We start from the raw sequence: 219 nt of genomic DNA, 5'->3' as shown, positions 1-219 counted from the left end.
CCTGGAAAGACAACTGGGCAAATCTTTCGACTTATTTCAAATATCCGGAAGCGGTTCGCCGCCTGATCTATACCAGGAATGCCATCGAGGGATTTAACCGGCAGCTGCGAAAGGTCACGAAATCCAAAACGGTATTTCCTTCGGATGAAAGTCTCCTAAAAATGCTGTATCTGGCTATGATAGATATCACGAAAAAATGGACCGGACACCGACAGGATT

Annotated in this window: 1 protein-coding gene; it reads left to right on the top strand. The window is 45.7% G+C overall.

What is annotated here, in order from left to right; all coding sequences use genetic code 11:
- The coding region (locus H9X84_RS12920) for a transposase (protein WP_205134641.1) at positions 1–219 on the top strand (219 nt) is incomplete at both ends.

It is taken from the genome of Anaerotignum lactatifermentans, assembly GCF_016902535.1.
In the GTDB taxonomy this organism is placed as follows: Bacteria; Bacillota; Clostridia; order Lachnospirales; family Anaerotignaceae; genus Anaerotignum; species Anaerotignum lactatifermentans_A.
Note: the sequence above shows the minus strand (reverse complement) of the source record. Positions and strands in the feature narration are given on the sequence as shown.